The organism is Blastococcus aggregatus (assembly GCF_900221005.1).
Taxonomy (GTDB): Bacteria; Actinomycetota; Actinomycetes; order Mycobacteriales; family Geodermatophilaceae; genus Blastococcus; species Blastococcus aggregatus.
Genome location: NZ_OBQI01000005.1, coordinates 186,774 through 206,759, shown reverse-complemented (window position 1 = coordinate 206,759; position 19,986 = coordinate 186,774). Strand labels below are relative to the sequence as shown.

Here is a 19,986-nt window from a genome sequence, read left to right as displayed (position 1 = left end):
AGGTGGGTCGTGCCCGGTCCGGCGGCGCCGGGGCGCCGCGGCCCGCTAGCGTCGGGCCCGCTAGCGTCGGGCCCGTGAACCCGAACGGCAGGACCGAGGCAGACGTCGTCGTCGTGGGCGCGGGGCTCGCGGGGCTCGTGGCCACCGCCGAGCTGGCCGACGCCGGCAAGCGGGTCGTGCTCGTCGACCAGGAGCCCGAGGCGAGCCTGGGCGGCCAGGCGCACTGGTCCTTCGGTGGGTTGTTCCTCGTCGACTCGCCCGAGCAGCGCCGGCTGCGGGTGCACGACTCCCTCGAGCTGGCCCGTCAGGACTGGTTCGGCACCGCCGGCTTCGACCGCACCGAGGACCACTGGCCGCGCCAGTGGGCCGAGGCCTACCTGCAGTTCGCCGCCGGTGAGAAGCGGGCCTGGCTCAAGGAGCAGGGCGTCGGGTTCTTCCCGGTCGTCGGGTGGGCCGAGCGGGGCGGCTACACCGCCACCGGCCCCGGCAACTCGGTGCCGCGCTTCCACATCGTCTGGGGCACCGGCCCCGGCGTCGTCGCGCCCTTCCTCCGCCGGGTGCGCGCCGCGGTCGAGGCGGGCACGGTCGAGCTGCGGTTCCGGCACCGCGTCTCCGGGCTCGTCGTGACCGACGGCGCGGTGTCCGGCGTGCGCGGCGCCGTCCTCGAGCCCAGCGACGTCGCCCGCGGGGAGGCGAGCTCGCGCACCGAGGTCGGGGAGTTCGAGATCTCCGCGCAGGCCGTCGTCGTCACCTCCGGCGGCATCGGGGGCAACCACGACCTGGTGCGGCGCAACTGGCCGGCCCGGCTGGGGCCCGCGCCGCAGCGGATGCTGTCGGGCGTCCCCGCGCACGTCGACGGACACATGCTCGAGGCGACGCAGGCCGCCGGCGCCAGCGTGGTCAACGAGGACCGCATGTGGCACTACACCGAGGGCATCGCCAACCACTCGCCGGTCTGGGCGCAGCACGGCATCCGGATCCTGCCCGGGCCCTCGTCCCTGTGGTTCGACGCGGTCGGCCGGCGGCTGCCGGTGCCGCTGTTCCCCGGCTTCGACACCCTCGGCACGCTCGAGCACATCGGCACGACCGGGTACGAGCACACCTGGTTCGTCACCACGAAGAAGATCGTCGAGAAGGAGTTCGCGCTCTCCGGCTCGGAGCAGAACCCCGACCTCACCGGCAAGGACGTGAAGCTGCTGGTCAACCGGGCGCGCGCCGGGGTCTCCGCGCCGGTCCAGGCCTTCCTCGACAAGGGTGAGGACTTCGTCGTCGCCACCACGCTGCCCGAGCTCGTCGCCGGCATGAACCGGATCACCGGCGGGACGCCGCAGATCGACCTGGCCGACCTCGAGCGGGAGATCGTCGCCCGCGACCGGGAGATCGCCCACCCGTTCACCAAGGACCTGCAGGTCACCGCCATCCGCGGCGCCCGGAACTACCTGGGCGACAAGCTCATCCGGGTGGCCCAGCCGCACCGCATCCTCGACCCCGAGGCGGGGCCGCTGATCGCCGTCCGGCTGAACATCATCACGCGCAAGTCGCTCGGCGGGCTGGAGACCGACCTGTCCGCACGGGTGCTGCGGCCCGGGGGCGAGGTCTTCCCCGGGCTCTACGCGGCGGGCGAGGTCGCGGGCTTCGGCGGCGGCGGCATGCACGGCTACCGCTCGCTGGAGGGCACCTTCCTGGGCGGCTGCCTGTTCTCCGGGCGCACGGCCGGCCGCGCCGTCGCGGCGGCGCTGTGAGCGGGCAGGGGCGTGAGCATCGCAGCGAGGAACGAGCGAGGAGCGGAGCGGCCCGCGTGAGCGGACCGGTGTCACTGTGAGCGATCCCTGGTCGGACCCCGACCGGCCGGCCGCCCCGCCGTACGCGGGACCGCCGCGGACCGCCCCGCAGCCGCCGCCCTACGGGCAGCCGCAGTACGGCCCGCCGCAGCAGCCGTGGGGCCAGCCGCCGTACGGCCAGCAGCCCTGGGGTCAGCCGCCGTACGGGCAGCCGCCGTACGGCCAGCCGCAGTGGGGGCCGGGCCCGTACGGACCACCGCCGTGGGGCCCGCCCCGCCCGGTGGAGCGCACGCCCGGCCAGGTGATCGGCGCGGCGGTGCTGGCCTTCGTGCAGGCCGTCGTCGTGCTCATCGCCTCGCTCTACGTCTGGTTCTTCGCCTCGATCGCCGACATCGCCTCCAGCGGCCGGCCCGACGTCTACACCTCGGAGACCGCCCGGCGGCTGGCCACCGAGGGCACCGTGCTCGCCGTCGTCCAGCTGGTGTCGGTGCTCCTGCTGGTGGCGGGCGGGGTGATGGCGCTCAACCGGCGCACCCCCACGGGGTACCGCCTGCTGGCGGGCGCGCACGTGGTCCAGGTGGTGCTCGCGCTGTACTGGGCCGGCCGGCTGCTCGACGTCCTCGGCGACCTGCCGCGGGCCGACGGCGAGGGGTCGCTGGCGGCGTTCGCGCTGTTCTTCATGGTCGGCCCGGCGGTCTCCCTCGGCCTGCTGCTCAGCGGCGCGGCGCGGCGCTGGTTCACCGCCCCACCGCCCTGACCGACGGGCACGGCAGACTGGCGGCATGTCCGACGTCGCCTCTCCCGCGCTCGACCCCGAGGTCGCAGCCCTGCTGCGCCACGACCCCCTCGGGCTGGTGACCGCGGTCGTCCAGCAGCACGACACCCGCGAGGTGCTCATGGTCGCGTGGATGGACGACGAGGCGCTGCGCCGCACGCTGACCACCGGCCGGGCGACCTACTGGTCGCGCAGCCGGCAGGAGTACTGGGTCAAGGGCGAGACCTCCGGTCACCGGCAGTGGGTCCGGGAGGTCCGGGTGGACTGCGACGGCGACGCGCTGCTGGTCCTCGTCGACCAGGAGGGTGCGGCCTGCCACACCGGCGAGCGGACCTGCTTCTTCCGCGCGCTGCCGTCGGTGCCCGGTGTCCGCCCCGGGACGGCCGGCGCATGAGGTTCGGCGTCGCGACGCCGGCGCGCGAGGAGTTCACCTCCGACCGGCCGATGGTCCCCGTGGTCCGCAAGCTGCTGGCCGACAGCGAGACCGCCGTCGGCATCTACCGCAAGCTCGCCCGCAACCGCCCCGGCACGGTGCTCCTGGAGTCGGCCGAGCAGGGCAAGCGCTGGGCGCGCTACAGCTTCGTGGGCGCCCGCAGCGCCGGCGTGCTCACCGAGCGCGGTGGCGTCACGCAGTGGCTGGGGGAGGAGATCCCCGGGCTGACCGACGACCTGCCGGCCGATCCGCTCGCCGCCGTCCGCACGCTGGCCCGCCGGCTGCGGTCCCCGCGCACGCCCGGCCTGCCGCCGCTGACCGGCGGCCTGGTCGGCTACCTGGGCTACGACGTCGTCCGGCGGCTGGAGCGGCTGCCCGAGACCAGCACCGACGACCTCGGCATGCCCGAGCTGGCCATGATGCTGGTGACCGACCTGGCGGTGCTCGACCACGCCGACGGCACCGTGCTGCTCATCGCCAACGTGTTGTCCGGGGGTGGCGAGGGCGGGGGAGGTCGGAGCGGGGAGGGCGGGTACGACGACGCGATCGCCCGGCTGGACGCGATGGCCGCCGACCTCACCCGCGCCGTCCCGCCGGGGGTGGCCGTGCTGGGGGAGCCCCACGTCCCAGAGGTGACCAGCAACATGGCGCCCGGGGTGTACGAGGCCGGCGTCGAGCGGGTGCGCGAGCACATCCGGGCCGGCGACGCCTTCCAGGTGGTGCTCGCCCAGCGCTTCGAGGCCGCCACCACCGCCGACGCGCTGGACCTCTACCGGGTGCTCCGGGCCACCAACCCCTCGCCGTACATGTACCTGCTGCGGTTCGAGGGCCGGGAGACGCCGTTCGACGTCGTCGGCTCCTCGCCGGAGGCGCTGGTGACCGTGACCGGCTCCTCGGCCGTGGTGCACCCGCCAGCCGGCACCCGGCCCCGGGGCGCCACCCCGGAGGAGGACGTCCGGCTGGCCGAGGGCCTGCTCGCCGACCCCAAGGAGCGCGCCGAGCACGTCATGCTGGTGGACCTCGCCCGCAACGACCTGGGCCGGGTGTGCGTGCCGGGCTCGGTCGAGGTGCCGGACTTCATGCGGGTCGAGCACTACAGCCACGTGATGCACCTGGTCTCCACCGTCGCCGGCGAGGTCGCCCCGGAGCACGACGCCCTCGACGTCTTCGACGCGACCTTCCCGGCCGGCACGGTCTCCGGCGCCCCGAAGCCGCGCGCGATGGAGATCATCGAGACGCTGGAGCCGACCCGGCGGGCGCTCTACGCCGGCACGGTCGGGTACGTGGACGCCAGCGGCGACATGGACATGGCGATCGCGATCCGCACCGCCGTCCTGCACGACGGGCGCGCCTACGTGCAGGCCGGCGCGGGGGTGGTTGCCGACAGCGACGCCGCCACCGAGGAGGCCGAGACGCGGCACAAGGCGCGGGCGGTGCTCTCGGCGATCGCGATGGCCGAGGGGCTGCGGGAGCTCCCGTGAGCGCGCCCGGACGCAGGGAGCTCACCACCGCCGTCCTCGGCGCGGTGCTCGCCGGTGCGCTGGCCCTCTCGGCCGGTGGGCAGGCCTGGGCGGCGGTGACGGCCGAGCGCCGGGCGCCGCTGCCGCCGGTGTCGGCCGACCTGTCCGGCGCCGACGCCGCGCCGCTGGTCCCCGCCGCCGGGCTGGTCCTGCTCGCCGCTGCCGTCGCGCTGCTGGCGGTGCGCGGCGCCGGTCGCGTCGGGGTCGGCCTGCTCGCCGCCGTGGCCGGTGGGGCGCTGGCGTGGTCGGGGCTCCGTGCCCTGACCGGCGGTCTGGACGATGCCGGCGGCGACCTGCCCGGGCTGTCGGGCGGCACGGTCAGCGGCACCACCGCCGACGTGTCGACGACGTGGCCGCTGCTGGTCGTGCTGGCCGGGCTCGTGGCCGTGGCGACCGGCGCGTTCACCGTGCTGCGGGGCCGCACCTGGCCGGCCATGGGCCGCCGCTACGAGCGGACCGGTTCCGCGCCGGCGGCGGGGGCGGCTCCGGCCCGCCCGCGGACCGACGAGGACCGTGCGGTCGACGCGTGGAAGGCGCTGGACCGCGGCGAGGACCCCACCGATCCGCGCGACGTATAGCGGAACCGGGGAGAACCGCCCGCACCGCCCCCTGACCGGGACCGGATCGGCGTCGGCTCTAGAGTGAGCACACCGATCCGGCTGGTGAGGGGACGACGTGCGACAGGCAGTGGAGACGAGCAGCGGGTGCGCATCCGCGCCGGCAGGAGCGATCGCGTGACCGTTCTCGACGAGATCGTCGCCGGCGTCCGCGAGGACCTCGCCGCCCGCGAGGCGCTCATCCCCCTGGCCGAGGTCAAGGCCGCCGCCCTCGACGCCCGGCCCGCCCTGGACGCCCTGGCCGCGCTGCGCGCTCCCGGCGTCGGGGTCATCGCCGAGGTCAAGCGCCGCAGCCCCTCCAAGGGCGAGCTGGCCGACATCCCCGACCCCGCCGAGCTGGCCCGCCAGTACGCCGCCGGTGGCGCCCGGGTCATCTCCGTCCTCACCGAGCGGCGCCGCTTCGGCGGCTCGCAGGCCGACCTCGACGCCGTCCGCGCGGTCGTGGACGTGCCGATCCTGTGCAAGGACTTCGTGGTCAGCAGCTACCAGGTGCACGAGGCCCGCGCCCACGGTGCCGACGTCGTCCTGCTGATCGTCGCCGCGCTGGAGCAGAACGTGCTCACCGGGCTGCTCGAGCGGGTCGAGTCCCTCGGGATGACCGCGCTGGTCGAGGTGCACACCGAGGCCGAGGCCGACCGCGCGCTGGCCGCGGGCGCCGCGGTCATCGGCGTCAACGCCCGCGACCTCACCACGCTGGAGGTGGACCGCTCCACCTTCGAGAAGATCGCCCCCGGGCTGCCCTCGGAGGTGGTCAAGGTCGCCGAGTCCGGCGTCCGCGGCCCGCACGACCTCATCGGCTACGCCGCGGCCGGGGCCGACGCGGTGCTCGTGGGGGAGGGGCTGGTGACCGCCGGCGACGCCCGCCAGGCGGTCGCCGACCTGGTCACCGCGGGCGCCCACCCCGCCACGCCGCGCACCAGTCGCTGACCCCTGCGGCCGCTGCCGCGCTGACACGCGGGACACTGGAGGGCATGACGACGACCAGCCCCCCGCAGCCCGGAGATCTCTCTCTTCCGGCGCGTCCGGGCTGGCCCGACGCGACCGGTCACTTCGGCGTGTTCGGCGGCCGTTTCGTGCCCGAGGCGCTGATCGCCGCGCTCGACGAGCTGACGGAGGCCTACGAGGCCATGCGGGTCGACCCGGTGTTCCTCGAGGAGTTCGCCCGGCTGCAGCGTGACTACACCGGCCGGCCGAGCCCGCTCACCGAGGTGCCGCGGTTCGCCGAGCACGCCGGCGGCGCGCGGATCCTGCTCAAGCGCGAGGACCTCAACCACACCGGCTCACACAAGATCAACAACGTGCTGGGCCAGGCGCTGCTGACCAAGCGGATCGGCAAGACCCGCGTGATCGCCGAGACCGGCGCCGGCCAGCACGGCGTCGCGACGGCGACCGCCGCAGCGCTGATGGGCCTGTCCTGCACCGTCTACATGGGCGAGGAGGACACCCGCCGGCAGGCGCTCAACGTGGCCCGCATGCGGCTGCTCGGCGCCGAGGTGATCCCGGTGACCACCGGCTCCCGCACGCTCAAGGACGCGATCAACGAGGCGTTCCGCGACTGGGTCACCAACGTCGAGACGACGAACTACGTCTTCGGCACCGTCGCCGGCCCGCACCCCTTCCCGGCGATGGTCCGCGACTTCCAGCGCGTCATCGGTGACGAGGCCCGGGTCCAGGTGCTCGAGCGGGAGGGCCGGCTCCCCGACGCCGTCCTCGCCTGCGTGGGCGGCGGCTCCAACGCGATCGGCATCTTCACCGCGTTCATCGCCGACGAGGGCGTGCGGCTGCTGGGCCTGGAGGCCGGCGGCGACGGCGTGGACAGCGGGCGGCACGCGGCGACGATCACCGGGGGCACCCCCGGGGTCCTGCACGGCGCGCGCTCGTTCCTGCTGCAGGACGAGAACGGGCAGACCATCGAGTCGCACTCGATCAGCGCCGGGCTGGACTACCCGGGCGTCGGCCCCGAGCACAGCTACCTGCACGACATCGGCCGGGCCGAGTACCGGCCCATCACCGACGCCGAGGCGATGGAGGCCTTCGCGCTGCTGTGCCGGACCGAGGGCATCATCCCGGCGATCGAGTCGGCCCACGCGCTGGCCGGCGCGATGAAGCTCGGCCGCGAGCTCGGTCCGGACGCCCTGCTGCTGGTGAACCTCTCCGGTCGCGGCGACAAGGACGTCGAGACGGCGTCGGCCTGGTTCGGCCTCGGCGAGAACGGCGCGCCGACGGACGAGGACGACCGTGCCGTGGAGGCCGGCCGCGGGGCCGATCCGGGCCCGGGCATGGACACCGACCAGCAACCCACGGAGGGCGCGGTCAGCAACGACCGGGTCGTCGCAGGCCAGGACGCGGGTGAGACGGCATGAGCCGGCTGGCACAGCGGATCGCCGCCGCGAAGGCCGAGGGCCGGGCGGCGCTGATCGCCTACCTGCCCGTCGGCTATCCCGACGTCGACGCCTCGATCGCGGCGATGGTGGCCGCCGTCGAGGCCGGCGCCGACGTGATCGAGATCGGCGTCCCCTACAGCGACCCCGGCATGGACGGCCCGGTCATCCAGGAGGCCGTCGAGGTCGCCGTGCGGGCCGGCGTCGGCCTGCGCGACGTGTTCCGGGCGGTCGAGGCCGTGGCCGCCGCCGGTGCCGTCCCGGTGGTCATGACCTACTGGAACCCGATCGAGCGCTATGGCGTCGAGCGGTTCGCCACCGACCTCGCGGCGGCCGGGGGAGCGGGGCTCATCACCCCGGACCTCATCCCCGACGAGGCCGGCGCGTGGATCGCCGCGGCGGAGCGTGCGGACCTCGACCGGGTCTTCCTCGTCGCCCCCTCGTCGACCGACGTGCGGCTGCGCTCGACGACCGCGGCCAGCAGGGGCTTCGTCTACGTCGCCTCCACCATGGGCGTGACCGGGGCACGGGCCTCCGTGAGCGACGCGGCCCGGGTGCTGGTCGCCCGGACCCGCGAGGCGCGGCCGGACATCGCACTCTGCGTGGGGCTGGGCGTCTCGAACGGCGCGCAGGCCGCGGAGTTGGCCGCCTTCGCCGACGGCGTCATCGTCGGCTCGGCCTACGTGCGCGAGCTGCTCGAGGGCCGGGGGGCCGACGGCGTCCGCGCGCTCACCGCCGACCTCGCCGCCGGGGTCCGCCGGGCCGGGGTGCCGGCATGATCGTGCTGGCCTCGATCCCGAGCCCCTCGCAGGGCGTCTGGGAGCTCGGACCCGTCCCGCTGCGCGCCTACGCGCTGTGCATCATCGCCGGCATCGTGGCCGCCGCGTGGCTGACCGAGAAGCGCTGGATCGCCCGCGGCGGCGCCCCCGGCGACGTGCTGGACATCGCGACCTGGGCGGTGCCCTTCGGCATCGTCGGCGGGCGGATCTACCACGTGATCACCAGCCCGCGGCCCTACTTCGGAGAGGGCGGGGACCCGCTCAAGGCCTTCGCCATCTGGGAGGGCGGCCTGGGCATCTGGGGGGCCATCGCCCTCGGCGGGGTGGGTGCCTGGATCGCCTGCCGGCGCCGCGGCATCCCGCTGCCCGCGTTCGGCGACGCCCTGGCTCCCGGCCTGCTGCTCGCCCAGGCGATCGGGCGGCTGGGCAACTGGTTCAACCAGGAGCTCTTCGGCGGGCCGACCGACCTGCCCTGGGGTCTGGAGATCGACCGGGTGAACCGGCCGGAGGAGTACCTCGACGTCGCCACCTTCCACCCGACGTTCCTCTACGAGCTGTTGTGGAACCTGGCCGCCGCGGCGCTGGTCATCTGGGCCGACCGGCGCTTCCGGCTCGCCCACGGCCAGGCGTTCGCGCTCTACGTGCTCGCGTACTGCACCGGCCGGCTGTGGATCGAGCTGCTGCGCACCGATCCGGCGGAGACGTTCGCCGGGGTCCGGCTCAACGTGTTCACGGCGGCCGTCGTCGGGCTGCTGGCGCTGACCTACCTCGTGTGGCAGCGCGGCCGCCCCCGCGAGGTGATCACCCGCGGCGAGGAGTTCGCCGCCGCGGAAACCGCCTCGTCGGACGGCCCGCCGGCCCCCGCGCGCACGCCGGTGCCGGCCGACGAGGACCGCCGTGACGACGATCACCGGCCCGGGGGCGAGCGCTGAGAACGCCGTCCGGCGGCGGACCGGACATCGACCGCCGGGAACCTGCCGACCCGCCCCGAGAGGACGTTTATCACGCTGGGGCTCGTGTTGCGGCTGTGTACCCTTCCTGCGAACCCACCGGCGATCCCGGGGGGGTCGCCATCGTCGGAACCGGGCCAGCGTCGCCCCGCGCACGACAGCCCGTTCGGCCACCACCCGAGGGGCTCGCGAGCCGGTCGTCGGCCCGGGGTACGTCCCCCGCCGGTGGCCGCTCTCCCTCGCACGTGCCGCCAGCTACGCCACCCATGACCACCGGCCCGGGCCTCCAGCCCCGTCCGTCCCTCTCGCGAGGGCCGGATGCCGCCGACGACGGGAGTGACATGCCCGACCTCACCGCCCCCGCCGAGAAGCCCACCGTTCCCGGTGCGCAGGCCGCTCCGCGCGGCACCGCCGTCCCCTTCTCCGCCGTTCCCGCTGCCTCGGGTCTGTACGACCCGGCCAACGACAAGGACGCCTGCGGCGTCGCGTTCGTCGCCGACGCTCGTGGCCGGCGCTCGCGCGACATCGTCGCCAAGGGCCTGACCGCGCTGCACAACCTCGACCACCGCGGCGCCGCCGGCGCCGAGCCCAACTCCGGTGACGGCGCCGGGATCCTGACCCAGGTGCCGGACGCGCTGCTGCGCGCCGTCGTCGGGTTCGACCTGCCGCCCGCCGGCGAGTACGCCGTCGGCATCGCCTTCATGCCCGCCGACGACGCCGAGCGCGCCGCCCGCGTCGAGGAGGTCGCCCGCCTCGCCGCCGAGGAGGGCCTGACCGTCCTGGGCTGGCGTGACGTGCCGGTCGACCCCGAGGGCGCCGACCTCGGCCCCACGGCGCGCGCGGTCATGCCGCACTTCGCGCAGCTGTTCGTCGCCGAGACCATGGGCGCGCGCGCCGACGCCGAGGCCTTCGGCGGGAACGTCGAGTGCAACGGGGTCACCCGGCTCGAGCGGCGCTCCTTCGTGCTGCGCAAGCGCGCCGAGCGCGCGGCCGTGGACGCGGGCAGTTCGCTCTACATCGCCTCGCTGTCGTCCCGGACGATCACCTACAAGGGCATGCTGACCACCGACCAGCTGCCGCTGTTCTTCCCCGACCTGCGCGACGAGCGCTACGAGTCGGCGATCGCCCTGGTGCACAGCCGCTTCTCCACGAACACGTTCCCGAGCTGGCCGCTGGCCCACCCGTTCCGCTTCATCGCGCACAACGGCGAGATCAACACGATCAAGGGCAACCGCAACCGCATGCGGGCCCGCGAGGCGAAGCTGGCCACGGAGATGTTCGACGGCCCCGCCGGCCCGGCCTCCGAGCTGGGCCTGGACCGGATCTTCCCCGTCACCGCCAGCGACTTCAGCGACTCGGCGACCTTCGACGAGGTGCTGGAGCTGCTGCACCTGTCCGGCCGCTCGCTGCCGCACGCGGTGCTGATGATGATCCCCGAGGCGTGGGAGAACCACGACGAGATGGACCCGGCCCGCCGGGCCTTCTACCGGTTCCACTCCTCGATCATGGAGCCGTGGGACGGACCCGCCGCGGTCTGCTTCACCGACGGCACGCTCATCGGCGCCGTCCTCGACCGCAACGGCCTGCGCCCGGGCCGCTGGTGGCACACCAAGGACGACCTGGTCGTGCTGGCCAGCGAGGTCGGCGTGCTGGACATCCCCGCCGCCGACGTCGTCGCCAAGGGCCGGCTGCAGCCGGGCCGGATGTTCCTCGTGGACACCGCCTCCGGGCGGATCGTCTCCGACGAGGAGGTCAAGGGGGCGCTGGCCGCGGAGAACCCCTACGAGGACTGGCTGCACGCCGGCCTGGTGCACCTGCCCACGCTGCCCGAGCGCCGCCGGTCGCGGCCCAGCCACGAGTCCGTCGTCCGCAGGCAGGCGCTGTTCGGCTACACGGAGGAGGAGCTGCGCATCCTCGTCCAGCCGATGGCCGCCTCGGGCGCGGAGCCGATCGGCTCGATGGGTACCGACACGCCGATCGCGGCGCTGTCGGACCGTTCGCGGCTGCTCTACGACTACTTCGGCCAGCTGTTCGCGCAGGTGACCAACCCGCCGCTGGACGCCATCCGCGAGGAGCTGGTGACCAGCCTGGGCCGCACCTTCGGCCCGGAGCAGAACCTGCTCAAGGCCACCCCGGCCTCGGCCCGGCAGGTGTTCCTGCCCTTCCCCGTCATCGACAACGACGAGCTGGCCAAGATCCTGCACATCGACGACGACGGCGACCTGCCCGGCTACGCCGCCGTGCGGATCACCGGCCACTTCGACGTCAACGGCGGCGGCCCCGCGCTGGCGACGGCGATCGAGGAGCTGCGCACCAAGGTCTCGAAGGCGATCGCCGCCGGGGCGCGGATCATCGTGCTCTCCGACCGCGACTGCGACGAGAAGCGCGCGCCGATCCCGTCGCTGCTCATGACCGCCGCGGTCCACCACCACCTGGTGCGGGAGAAGACCCGCATGGAGGTCGGGCTGGTCGTCGAGTCCGGCGACTGCCGCGAGGTGCACCACGTCGCGCTGCTGCTCGGCTACGGCGCCGCCGCGGTCAACCCGTACCTGGCCTTCGAGTCGATCGAGGACCTCATCCGCGACGGCGCGCTGACCGGCGTGGAGCCGGCGCAGGCCGTGCGCAACATGGTGAAGGCGCTGGGCAAGGGCGTCCTGAAGGTCATGAGCAAGATGGGCATCAGCACCGTCGGCTCGTACACGATGGCGCAGATCTTCGAGGCCGTGGGTCTGTCCCAGGAGCTCGTCGACGAGTACTTCACCGGCACCTCGGCACCCCTGGGCGGCGTCGGCATCGACGTGCTCGCCGAGGAGGTGGCCATGCGCCACCGCCGCGCGTTCCCCGACAACCCCACCGAGACCGCGCACCGCCGGCTCGAGGTCGGCGGGGAGTACCAGTGGCGCCGCGAGGGCGAGGTGCACCTGTTCAACCCCGAGACGGTGTTCCTGCTCCAGCACGCGACCCGGTCCCGGCAGTACGACGTCTTCCAGAAGTACACCGACACCGTCGACGAGCTCAGCCGGGAGGCCGCGACGCTGCGCGGCCTGTTCGAGCTGAGGACCGGCGTCCGGCCGCCCGTGCCGATCGACGAGGTCGAGCCGGTCAGCGAGATCGTGAAGCGGTTCCAGACCGGCGCGATGAGCTACGGCTCGATCTCGCAGGAGTCGCACGAGACGCTCGCCATCGCCATGAACCGGCTGGGCGGCAAGTCCAACACCGGTGAGGGCGGCGAGGACCCGGACCGCTTCACCCCGGACCCGAACGGCGACCTGCGCCGCTCGGCGATCAAGCAGGTGGCCAGCGGCCGGTTCGGCGTGACCAGCGAGTACCTGGTCAACGCCGACGACATCCAGATCAAGATGGCGCAGGGTGCCAAGCCCGGCGAGGGCGGCCAGCTGCCCGGCGGCAAGGTCTACCCCTGGGTGGCGCGCACCCGGCACTCGACGCCGGGCGTGGGCCTGATCAGCCCGCCGCCGCACCACGACATCTACTCGATCGAGGACCTCAAGCAGCTCATCCACGACCTGAAGAACGCCAACGACCAGGCGCGGATCAACGTGAAGCTGGTGGCCGAGGTCGGCGTCGGCACGGTGGCGGCCGGCGTGAGCAAGGCGCACGCCGATCTGGTGCTGATCTCCGGGCACGACGGCGGGACGGGCGCGGCACCCCTGACCTCGCTCAAGCACGCCGGCTCCCCGTGGGAGCTCGGGCTGGCCGAGACCCAGCAGACGCTGCTGGCCAACGGCCTGCGCGACCGGATCACCGTGCAGGCCGACGGCCAGATGAAGACCGGCCGCGACGTGATCATCGCCGCGCTGCTGGGCGCCGAGGAGTACGGCTTCGCCACCGCTCCGCTGGTCGTCTCCGGCTGCGTGATGATGCGGGTCTGCCACCTCGACACCTGCCCCGTGGGCGTCGCCACGCAGAACCCCGAGCTGCGCAAGCGGTTCACCGGCCGCCCCGAGTTCGTCGTCACCTTCTTCGAGTTCCTGGCCCAGCAGGTGCGCGAGTACCTCGCCGAGCTCGGGTTCCGCACGCTGGACGAGGCCGTCGGCCACGCCGAGCTGCTCGACACCCGGCAGGCGGTGGGGCACTGGAAGGCCTCCGGTCTCGACCTGGCCCCGCTGCTGGTCGTCCCCGAGATGCCCGAGGGGACGCCGCGGCGCAAGGTGCGCGACCAGGACCACGGGCTCGACGTCGCGCTGGACCAGACGCTGATCCAGCTCTGCGAGGGTGCGCTGCTCGACGCGCAGCCGGTGAGCCTCGAGCTGCCGGTGCGCAACGTGAACCGCACCGTCGGCACGATGCTGGGCTCGATGGTCACCCGCCGCTTCGGTGGTCAGGGCCTGCCCGACGGCACCATCGACCTCACCTTCGGCGGATCGGCCGGTCAGTCGTTCGGCGCCTTCGTGCCGCGCGGCATCACCATGCGGCTCTACGGCGACGCGAACGACTACGTCGGCAAGGGCCTCTCCGGTGGCCGGATCGTCGTGCGGCCCTCCCGGGAGGCGACGTTCGCCGCCGAGGACAACGTCATCGCCGGCAACGTCATCGGCTACGGCGCGACGAGCGGCGAGATCTTCCTGCGCGGCCGGGTGGGCGAGCGGTTCTGCGTCCGCAACTCCGGGGCGCTGGCCGTCGTCGAGGGCGTGGGCGACCACGCGCTCGAGTACATGACCGGTGGCCGCGCGGTGATCCTGGGCGCGACCGGGCGGAACATCGCGGCCGGCATGTCCGGCGGCGTCGCCTACGTGCTCGACCTGGCCCGCCACCGGGTGAACGGCGAGATGGTCGACGTCGAGCCGCTGGACGGCGAGTCCGCGCAGTGGCTGCGCGACGTGCTGGTGCGCTACGCCGAGGAGACCGAGTCGCCGGTGGCCGGCGCGCTGCTGGCCGACTGGGGACGCTGGTCGGCGCAGTTCAGCGTGATCATGCCGCGGGACTACAAGCGGGCGCTGGACGCGCAGCGCATGGCCGAGGCCAACGGAACGGACGTCGATCTCGCGGTTATGGAGGCAGCTCGTGGGTGAGACGCGCTACGACACCGAAAGTCTCACGTCACTCGCGCAGGAGGAGGCAGCTCGTGGCTGACACCACCGGATTCCTGAAGTTCGACCGGGAGCTGCCGCCGCGGCGTCCCGTCGAGCTCCGCATCCGTGACTGGAAGGACGTCTACACGGCCCGCCAGAACGGCGAGGACCCGCTCTTCCCGACCCCCGAGGTGCGCAAGCAGGCGGCCCGCTGCATGGACTGCGGCATCCCGTTCTGCCACCACGCGTGCCCGGTGGCCAACCTGATCCCCGAGTGGAACGACCTGGCCCGGCGCGACGACTGGCACGACGCCATCGAGCGGCTGCACGCGACCAACAACTTCCCGGAGTTCACCGGGAAGCTGTGCCCGGCGCCGTGCGAGGGCTCCTGCGTGCTCAACCTGCAGGAGTCGCCGGTCGCGATCAAGCAGATCGAGTGGGAGATCATCGACCGCGCCTGGGACGAGGGCTGGGTCGAGCCGCAGTCGCCCACCGAGCGGACGGGCAAGAAGGTCGCCGTGATCGGGTCGGGGCCGGCCGGTCTCGCCGCCGCCCAGCAGCTGACCCGGGCAGGGCACGACGTCACCGTCTACGAGCGGGCCGACCGCATCGGCGGGCTGCTCCGCTACGGCATCCCCGAGTTCAAGATGGAGAAGTCCGTCCTGGACCGGCGGCTGGACCAGATGCGCGCCGAGGGCACCCGCTTCATCACCGGCGTCGAGGTCGGTGGACCGGCCGACGGCGACCTGTCCACCGAGCAGTTGCGCGCCGAGTACGACGCCGTCGTCCTGGCCGGTGGCGCCACCATCGGGCGCGACCTGCCCGCGCCCGGGCGCGAGCTGGCCGGCATCCACCTGGCGATGGAGTACCTGCCGCTGGGCAACCGGCAGGCGCTCGGCGAGCTGGACGACCCGCCGATCAACGCGGCCGGCAAGCACGTGGTGATCATCGGTGGCGGTGACACCGGCGCCGACTGCCTCGGCACCGCGCACCGCCAGGGAGCGGCCTCGGTCGCCCAACTGGAGATCATGCCGGCGCCGCCGGACCGGCGGGACCAGGACGCGAACCCGTGGCCGACCTACCCGATGATCATGCGGGTCTCCAGCGCCCACGAGGAGGGCGGCGAGCGGCTCTACTCGGTGAACACCGAGCGGTTCCTGGGCAACGAGGACGGCACCGTGCGCGCTCTGCTGCTGCACGAGGTCGAGCGGGTCGAGGGCCGGTTCCAGAAGATCGAGGGCAGCGAGCGGGAGCTGCCGGCCGACCTGGTCTTCCTGGCCATGGGCTTCACCGGCGCCCAGCGCGAGGGGCTGCTCGACTCCCTGGGCGTGGAGATGGACCAGCGCGACAACGTCGTCCGGGACGCCGAGTTCATGTCGACGGTCCCCGGCGTCTTCGTGGCCGGCGACATCGGCCGCGGTCAGTCGCTCATCGTGTGGGCGATCGCCGAGGGCCGGGCCGCGGCTGCCGCCGCGGACACCTGGCTCACCGGCGCCTCGGCGCTGCCCCGGCCGGTCACGCCGAACGCCGTCGCCCTGCGCTGAGGTCCGCCGGAGGCGGGGGATGTGACCCCCGCCTCTGGCGGCGCACGGCGTCCTGGGTCGACGCTGTCGCCTCGCGCTGCTGCCACTAGCGTTGCGGTCATGTCCCGCCGCGCCAAGATCGTCTGCACACTCGGTCCGGCCACGAGCTCCCCCGAGCAGGTCACCGCCCTCGTCGAGTCCGGCATGGACGTGGCTCGGCTCAACTTCAGCCACGGCGCGCACGCCGATCACGCCACCGCCTACCAGCGGGTGCGCGAGGCCTCCGACCGCACCGGGCACGCCGTCGCCGTCCTGGCCGACCTGCAGGGTCCCAAGATCCGGCTGGGCACCTTCGCCGCCGGGCCGGTCGAGTGGCCCACCGGCAGCCAGATCATCATCACCGTCGACGACGTCGAGGGCACCGCCGAGCGCGTCTCCACGACCTACAAGGACCTGGCCAACGACGTCTCCGTCGGGGACCGGCTGCTGGTCGACGACGGCAAGCTCGCGCTCACCGTGCTCTCCGTGCACGGCCCCGACGTCACCTGCCTGGTCATCGAGGGCGGGCCGGTGTCCAACAACAAGGGGCTGTCGCTGCCCGGCGTGGCCGTCAGCGTCCCGGCGCTGTCGGAGAAGGACGAGCTCGACCTGCGCTTCGCGCTGCGGCTCGGCGTCGACTTCATCGCGCTGTCCTTCGTCCGGCACGCCGACGACGCCGAGCTGGTGCGGGAGATCATGCGCCAGGAGGATGTCGAGGTCCCCGTCATCGCCAAGCTGGAGAAGCCCGAGGCGGTGGATCGGCTGGACGAGATCGTCGAGGCGTTCGACGGCATCATGGTCGCACGCGGCGACCTGGGCGTGGAGCTGCCGCTGGAGCAGGTGCCGCTGGTGCAGAAGCGCGCCATCCAGTCCGCGCGGGAGCGCAACAAGCCCGTCATCGTCGCCACCCAGATGCTCGAGTCGATGATCGTCAACTCGCGCCCGACCCGTGCGGAGGCCTCGGACGTCGCCAACGCGGTGCTCGACGGCGCCGACGCGGTGATGCTCTCGGGCGAGACCTCGGTGGGTGCCCACCCGATCGCCGCCGTCCGCACCATGGAGCGGATCATCGACGCGGTCGAGAGCGAGCACATGCCCGTGCCCGACGTCGTGCGCCGCTCGCGGTCGCGCTCCGGGGCGATCGTGCGCGCGGCCAAGGACGTCGGCGAGGCGCTGGACGTGAAGGCGCTGGCCACCTTCACGCAGACCGGCGAGACCGCGCGCAGGCTCTCCTCGCTGCACCCCCGGCAGCCGCTGCTGGCCTTCACGGTGGATCCGGCGGTCCGCAGCCGGCTCGCGCTCACCTGGGGTGTGGAGACGTTCCTCGTCCCGGAGGTCGCCCACACCGACGACATGGTCGCCCAGGTGGACTTCTCGCTGCTGTCGATCGGCCGGCTCAAGGTCGGCGACCGGGTGGTGGTCGTGGCCGGCAGCCCGCCCAACACCGTGGGCTCGACCAACCTGATCCGCGTGCACGAGGTGGGTACCGACTCATGACCGGCGGCGACGAGAACACCCAGGCGGCGGCGCTGATGTCCGTGCTGGCGCTCGAGGAGCGCGAGCCCGACCTGTACGTCGGGAAGACGCCGGACACGACGATGCAGCGCATCTTCGGCGGCCAGGTGGCGGGTCAGGCGCTCATGGCAGCCGCCCTGACCCTGCCGGAGGGGCGCACGGTGCACTCGCTGCACTCGTACTTCCTCCGCCCGGGCGACCCGAACGAGGAGATCCGCTACGCCGTCGAGCGGATGCGCGACGGGCGCACCTTCAGCACCCGCCGGGTGGTCGCCTGGCAGCGCCGCGGGGACAAGGACGCGGCGATCTTCGCGCTGACCGCCGACGCCTCCGCGGGGGAGGCCGCCTACGCCGAGCACGCCCTCCCGATGCCCGACGTCCCGGCCCCGGAGAGCCTGCCGACGTTCCTCGAGCTGCTGGCCTCCCGCGGCGAGGAGGCACGCGCCGCGATGAGCATCGGCATGGCGGTGGAGCAGCGGATGCTCGAGCACCCCTTCCACCGCCCGCCCAAGACCTACCCCGACACGAAGTCGTGGGCCTGGATGCGGGTGGCCGGCCGGCTGCCCGACGACCAGGCCGTGCACGCGGCCGCCCTCACCTTCGCCAGCGACCTGAGCCTGCTCGGTGCCGGCACCGCGCGCATGGGCGGCGGCTGGGGGAGGACGGCGGGCTCGAGCCTGGACCACGCGGTGTGGTTCCACCAGTCGTTGCGGGCCGACGAGTGGTTCCTCTACGAGACCGACAGCCCGGTGGCCTCCCACGGGCGGGCGCTGTGCTTCGGCCAGATCTGGGCCGCCGACGGCACCCACATCGCCACCGTCACGCAGCAGGGGCTCATCCGCTCGCTCTGAGGTCGAGCATCCCGGTGCCCGCCCGCGCTCACTCGGCGGGTGCGGGCTCCTGGGCGCTCTCGTCGTCGGCGGGCTGCACGGCCTGCCGGGCCTCGGCCGCGATGCGGTCACGCTCCGCCTGGCGGGCGGCGGCCTGCTCGGCGGCCTGGGTGGCGAAGTCGGCGGCCAGCCAGTCGTGGCCCTCGCGCAGCAGGGTCCACACCCGCTCGACGTGCGCTCGGGTCGTCGCCGGCGCGCCCACCGCGATCCGGAGGACGGCGCGACCCCCGACGGTGGTGTGGGTCAGGAACACCTCGCCGCCGTCGTTGAGCCGCTCGAGCAGGGTCATGGTGGCGACGTCGGCGTCGACCCCGGCCGGCCAGCGCGGCGTCAGGCAGACCAGCGACAGCGGGTGCGGGCTGAGCACGTCGAACCGCTCGTCGGCCTCGGCCCAGCCGGCCAGCTCCTGGGCGAGGGCGACCGAGGTGCGGATGTGCGCGCGCAGGCCCTCGGCGCCGTACCAGCGGAGCACGAACCAGAGCTTGAGCGCCCGGAAGCGCCGGCCGAGGGGCACCTGCCAGTCGCGGTAGTCGACGACGGTGCCGGCGTCGGTGGCGGCGTTGCGCAGGTACTCCGGGAGGATCGACAGGGCCCCGGTCAGGGCGGCGCGGTCGGCGACCCAGAAGAGGGTGGCGTCGAACCCGGTGAGCAGCCACTTGTGCGCGTCGGTGGTGTAGCTGTCGGCCCACTCCACGCCGTCCTGGAGGGCGCGCAGCTCGGGGACGACGGCGCTGACGCCGGCGTAGGCGGCGTCGACGTGCAGCCACGCGCCGTGCTTCTGGCAGATCGGGCCGATCGCGGCCAGCGGGTCCATGGCGGTGGTCGACGTCGTGCCGACGGTGGCGCAGACCAGCACCGGGGTGTACCCGCGGGCGACGTCGCGCTCCATGCGGGCGGCGAGCGCGGCGGGGTCCATGGCCAGGGCGCCGTCGACCTCGACGATGCGGACCGCGTCGCTGCCCAGGCCGGCGATGCGGACGGCCTTCTCCATCGAGGAGTGGGTCTCCCGGGAGACGTAGACGGTGGCCCGCTCGGGTTCGACGCCGCGGCGGACTGTCGCGCCGCCGCTGGCGCGGTGCAGGGCGGCGAGCAGCGCGACGAGGTTGGCGCCGGAGCTGGAGTCCTGGACGACGCCGCCGCCGGTGCCGGTGGAGCGGAAGGACGCGGGCAGCCCGAGCAGCTCGGCGAACCAGTCCATGACGTGCTGCTCGAGCTCGGTCGCGGCCGGGCTGGTCACCCACGACATGCCCTGGACGCCGAGGCCCGCCGAGACGAGGTCGCCGAGCACGGAGGGCCCGGAGGTGTTCGCGGGGAAGTAGCCGAAGAAGCCCGGGTGCTGCCAGTGCGTGAGGCCGGGGACCACGACGCGGTCGAGGTCGCCCAGCACGTCGGCGAACGGCTCGCCCCGCTCCGGGGGCGCGTCCGGCAGCGCGGCCCGCACATCGCCCGGCGCCACCGTCGAGCGCACTGGCAGGGACTCCACCCGCGCCCAGTAGTCGGCGATCCAGTCCACGACCTCGTGGCCGTGCTGCCGGAACTGCTCAGGAGTCATGTGCGGAGCGGGCTCGGTCACATGGCCACCGTATGCGGCAGGTCGAGCGGGGCCCGGAGGGTCCCCGAGGCATGTCGCGACGCAGGACGAAGACGCTGGAACGTGAGGCGCCCCGCGAGGCGCCGAGAGGAGCGGGGCCCGGAGGGTCCCCGACGATCGGCAGGGACACGCTCGCCGCAGCCGGGGAACGGCTCGTGGTGG

14 protein-coding genes are annotated in these 19,986 nt (G+C 73.9%); 13 read left to right on the top strand and 1 reads right to left on the bottom strand.

Annotated elements, in window-relative coordinates:
* Nucleotides 1–74 precede the first annotated feature (74 nt).
* The 13 genes from CRP29_RS16700 to CRP29_RS16640 all read left to right on the top strand — a co-directional run bounded on the left by CRP29_RS16700 (nt 75) and on the right by CRP29_RS16640 (nt 18,194).
* A complete protein-coding gene (locus tag CRP29_RS16700; RefSeq protein WP_097196193.1) occupies nt 75–1,742 on the top strand; it encodes an FAD-binding dehydrogenase in 1,668 nt (555 codons plus the stop codon).
* A 76-nt stretch (nt 1,743–1,818) separates the two neighbouring features.
* Complete coding sequence (locus CRP29_RS22860; RefSeq protein ID WP_097196192.1) at nt 1,819–2,538, top strand: hypothetical protein; 720 nt, start codon at nt 1,819–1,821, stop codon at nt 2,536–2,538.
* Between the two features lie 25 nt (nt 2,539–2,563).
* A complete protein-coding gene (gene hisI / locus CRP29_RS16690) occupies nt 2,564–2,950 on the top strand; it encodes a phosphoribosyl-AMP cyclohydrolase (RefSeq protein WP_097196191.1) in 387 nt (128 codons plus the stop codon).
* Nucleotides 2,947–4,470: an anthranilate synthase component I gene (locus tag CRP29_RS16685; protein WP_097196190.1), complete on the top strand. Its 1,524-nt coding sequence runs from the start codon at nt 2,947–2,949 to the stop codon at nt 4,468–4,470. The genes hisI and CRP29_RS16685 overlap by 4 nt, the downstream gene beginning before the upstream one ends.
* The gene (locus CRP29_RS16680; protein ID WP_097196189.1) at nt 4,467–5,087 is read left to right on the top strand and encodes a Trp biosynthesis-associated membrane protein; all 621 of its coding nucleotides are present in this window, start codon (nt 4,467–4,469) and stop codon (nt 5,085–5,087) included. Before CRP29_RS16685 ends, CRP29_RS16680 begins: the two co-directional genes overlap by 4 nt.
* 156 nt (nt 5,088–5,243) lie before the next feature.
* Complete coding sequence (gene trpC, locus CRP29_RS16675) at nt 5,244–6,053, top strand: indole-3-glycerol phosphate synthase TrpC (RefSeq protein WP_097196188.1); 810 nt, start codon at nt 5,244–5,246, stop codon at nt 6,051–6,053.
* A gap of 44 nt (nt 6,054–6,097) precedes the next feature.
* Nucleotides 6,098–7,489 (top strand): tryptophan synthase subunit beta, encoded by a 1,392-nt coding sequence (gene trpB, locus CRP29_RS16670; protein WP_097196187.1) that lies wholly within the window; start codon nt 6,098–6,100, stop codon nt 7,487–7,489.
* Nucleotides 7,486–8,286 carry a tryptophan synthase subunit alpha gene (gene trpA / locus CRP29_RS16665; protein WP_097196186.1) on the top strand — a complete coding sequence of 267 codons (801 nt, stop codon included), beginning with the start codon at nt 7,486–7,488 and terminating at the stop codon, nt 8,284–8,286. The genes trpB and trpA overlap by 4 nt, the downstream gene beginning before the upstream one ends.
* Nucleotides 8,283–9,218 (top strand): prolipoprotein diacylglyceryl transferase, encoded by a 936-nt coding sequence (gene lgt, locus CRP29_RS16660; RefSeq protein ID WP_097196185.1) that lies wholly within the window; start codon nt 8,283–8,285, stop codon nt 9,216–9,218. Before trpA ends, lgt begins: the two co-directional genes overlap by 4 nt.
* A gap of 359 nt (nt 9,219–9,577) precedes the next feature.
* Nucleotides 9,578–14,266 (top strand): glutamate synthase large subunit, encoded by a 4,689-nt coding sequence (gene gltB, locus CRP29_RS16655; RefSeq protein ID WP_217991633.1) that lies wholly within the window; start codon nt 9,578–9,580, stop codon nt 14,264–14,266.
* Nucleotides 14,267–14,319: 53 nt separating this feature from the next.
* Nucleotides 14,320–15,810, top strand: a complete 1,491-nt coding sequence (locus CRP29_RS16650; RefSeq protein ID WP_097196184.1) for a glutamate synthase subunit beta — start codon at nt 14,320–14,322, stop codon at nt 15,808–15,810.
* A 99-nt stretch (nt 15,811–15,909) separates the two neighbouring features.
* Complete coding sequence (gene pyk / locus CRP29_RS16645) at nt 15,910–17,325, top strand: pyruvate kinase (protein ID WP_097196183.1); 1,416 nt, start codon at nt 15,910–15,912, stop codon at nt 17,323–17,325.
* Complete coding sequence (locus CRP29_RS16640) at nt 17,322–18,194, top strand: acyl-CoA thioesterase (protein WP_097196182.1); 873 nt, start codon at nt 17,322–17,324, stop codon at nt 18,192–18,194. The genes pyk and CRP29_RS16640 overlap by 4 nt, the downstream gene beginning before the upstream one ends.
* Nucleotides 18,195–18,222: 28 nt before the next feature.
* Here CRP29_RS16640 and CRP29_RS16635 read toward each other — a convergent pair whose 3' ends face one another.
* On the bottom strand, nt 18,223–19,806 hold the full coding sequence (locus tag CRP29_RS16635) for a pyridoxal-dependent decarboxylase (RefSeq protein WP_245852911.1): 1,584 nt from the start codon (nt 19,804–19,806) through the stop codon (nt 18,223–18,225).
* Nucleotides 19,807–19,986: the final 180 nt, after the last annotated feature.